The following is a 2,715-nucleotide window of genomic DNA, read 5'->3' as shown; positions in this document are numbered from 1 at the left end:
CAACGTAACATTTTGAGCATGACTCAACTCTTTTTGGAGAGTTTGATCCTGGCTCAGGACGAACGCTGGCGGCGTGCCTAATACATGCAAGTCGAGCGGARGTTTCAAAAGCTTGCTTTTGGAACTTCAGCGGCGGACGGGKGAGTAACACGTGGGCAACCTGCCTGTAAGACTGGGATAACTTCGGGAAACCGGAGCTAATACCGGATAAYCCTTTCCTTCACATGGAGGRAAGCTRAAAGACGGTTTCGGCTGTCACTTACAGATGGGCCCGCGGCGCATTAGCTAGTTGGTGGGGTAACGGCCCACCAAGGCGACGATGCGTAGCCGACCTGAGAGGGTGATCGGCCACACTGGGACTGAGASACGGCCCAGACTCCTACGGGAGGCAGCAGTAGGGAATCTTCCGCAATGGACGAAAGTCTGACGGAGCAACGCCGCGTGAGCGAAGAAGGCCTTCGGGTCGTAAAGCTCTGTTGTCAGGGAAGAACGAGTACCGGAGTAACTGCCGGTACCTTGACGGTACCTGACCAGAAAGCCACGGCTAACTACGTGCCAGCAGCCGCGGTAATACGTAGGTGGCAAGCGTTGTCCGGAATTATTGGGCGTAAAGCGCGCGCAGGCGGCCTCTTAAGGCTGATGTGAAAGCCCACGGCTCAACCGTGGAGGGTCATTGGAAACTGGGGGGCTTGAGTGCAGAAGAGGAGAGCGGAATTCCACGTGTAGCGGTGAAATGCGTAGAGATGTGGAGGAACACCAGTGGCGAAGGCGGCTCTCTGGTCTGTAACTGACGCTGAGGCGCGAAAGCGTGGGGAGCGAACAGGATTAGATACCCTGGTAGTCCACGCCGTAAACGATGAGTGCTAAGTGTTAGAGGGTTTCCGCCCTTTAGTGCTGCAGCAAACGCATTAAGCACTCCGCCTGGGGAGTACGGCCGCAAGGCTGARACTCAAAGGAATTGACGGGGGCCCGCACAAGCGGTGGAGCATGTGGTTTAATTCGAAGCAACGCGAAGAACCTTMCCAGGTCTTGACATCCTCTGACACTCCTGGAGACAGGACGTTCCCCTTCGGGGGACAGAGTGACAGGTGGTGCATGGTTGTCGTCAGCTCGTGTCGTGAGATGTTGGGTTAAGTCCCGCAACTAGCGCAACCCTTGATCTTAGTTGCCAGCATTCAGTTGGGCACTCTAAGGTGACTGCCGGTGACAAACCGGAGGAAGGTGGGGATGACGTCAAATCATCATGCCCCTTATGACCTGGGCTACACAYGTGCTACAATGGATGGTACAAAGGGCAGCGAAGCCGCGAGGTGAAGCCAATCCCATAAAACCATTCTCAGTTCGGATTGCAGGCTGCAACTCGCCTGCATGAAGCCGGAATCGCTAGTAATCGCGGATCAGCATGCCGCGGCGAATACGTTCCCGGGCCTTGTACACACCGCCCGTCACACCACGGGAGTTTGTAACACCCGAAGTCGGTGGGGTAACCGCAAGGAGCCAGCCGCCTAAGGTGGGACAGATGACTGGGGTGAAGTCGTAACAAGGTAGCCGTATCGGAAGGTGCGGCTGGATCACCTCCTTTCTAAGGATATTGCCTTCAGGGCAATCGGAACTCAGTCCTTCGGGGCTGTGATGTTGACGCGCTTGTTTGTTTAGTTTTGAGGGAGCAATTCCTCTTGTATAATGATGTGGGCCTATAGCTCAGCTGGTTAGAGCGCACGCCTGATAAGCGTGAGGTCGATGGTTCGAGTCCATTTAGGCCCACCATTCATACCTTAAAACGGGGCCTTAGCTCAGCTGGGAGAGCGCCTGCTTTGCACGCAGGAGGTCAGCGGTTCGATCCCGCTAGGCTCCACCAATCGTCTTTGTGACGAACTTCGTTCCTTGAAAACTGGATAATGTTAAGAAGAAGTAACCAAGAAGAACCGAGTGATCGCCATTTTAGTTTTCTCTCTTGTTTCAAGAGTGAACAAACCTTTTAGGTTAAGTTAGAAAGGGCGCACGGTGGATGCCTTGGCACTAGGAGCCGATGAAGGACGGGACTAACACCGATATGCTCCGGGGAGCTGTAAGTRAGCTTTGATCCGGAGATTTCCGAATGRGGAAMCCCGCCATCCGTAATGGGGTGGCATCTTTACCTGAATCCATAGGGTATTGAAGGCAGACCCGGGGAACTGAAACATCTAAGTACCCGGAGGAAGAGAAAGCAAAYGCGATTCCCCAAGTAGCGGCGAGCGAAACGGGACATAGCCCAAACCGGAAGGCTTGCCTTCCGGGGKTGTAGGACACTCTACATGGAGTTACAAAGGAACGGGGTAGGCGAAGAGGCCTGGAAAGGCCTGCCGGAGAAGGTAAAAGCCCTGTAGCTGAAACTTCGTTCCCTCCTGAGTGGATCCTGAGTACGGCCGGACACGTGAAATCCGGTCGGAATCCGGGAGGACCATCTACCAAGGCTAAATACTCCCTAGTGACCGATAGTGAACCAGTACCGTGAGGGAAAGGTGAAAAGCACCCCGGAAGGGGAGTGAAATAGATCCTGAAACCGTGTGCCTACAAGTAGTCAGAGCCCGTTCATGGGTGATGGCGTGCCTTTTGTAGAATAAACCGGCGAGTTACGGTCCCATGCAAGGTTAAGCCGAAAAGGCGGAGCCGCAGCGAAAGCGAGTCTGAATAGGGCGAATGAGTATGTGGCCGTAGACCCGAAACCAGGTGATC

General features: G+C 54.5%; 2 tRNA genes and 2 rRNA genes. All 4 read left to right on the top strand.

The features are described 5' to 3' along the window. Positions 1-30: 30 nt before the first annotated feature. Positions 31-1,582, top strand: a 16S ribosomal RNA gene (locus ADU24_RS22410). Positions 1,583-1,690: 108 nt separating this feature from the next. Then, positions 1,691-1,767, top strand: a tRNA-Ile gene (locus tag ADU24_RS22405). A 15-nt stretch (positions 1,768-1,782) separates the two neighbouring features. Continuing rightward, positions 1,783-1,858, top strand: a tRNA-Ala gene (locus ADU24_RS22400). 123 nt (positions 1,859-1,981) lie between these two features. Then, positions 1,982-2,715: ribosomal RNA gene (locus ADU24_RS22395) — 23S ribosomal RNA — on the top strand; the annotation flags it as partial.

Origin of the sequence: Bacillus sp. FJAT-27245 (assembly GCF_001273955.1) — a bacterium.
Lineage (GTDB): Bacteria > Bacillota > Bacilli > Bacillales > Cytobacillaceae > Bacillus_D.
The sequence above is the reverse complement of the archived record's forward strand: the minus strand, read 5'-3'. Positions and strand labels throughout refer to the sequence as shown.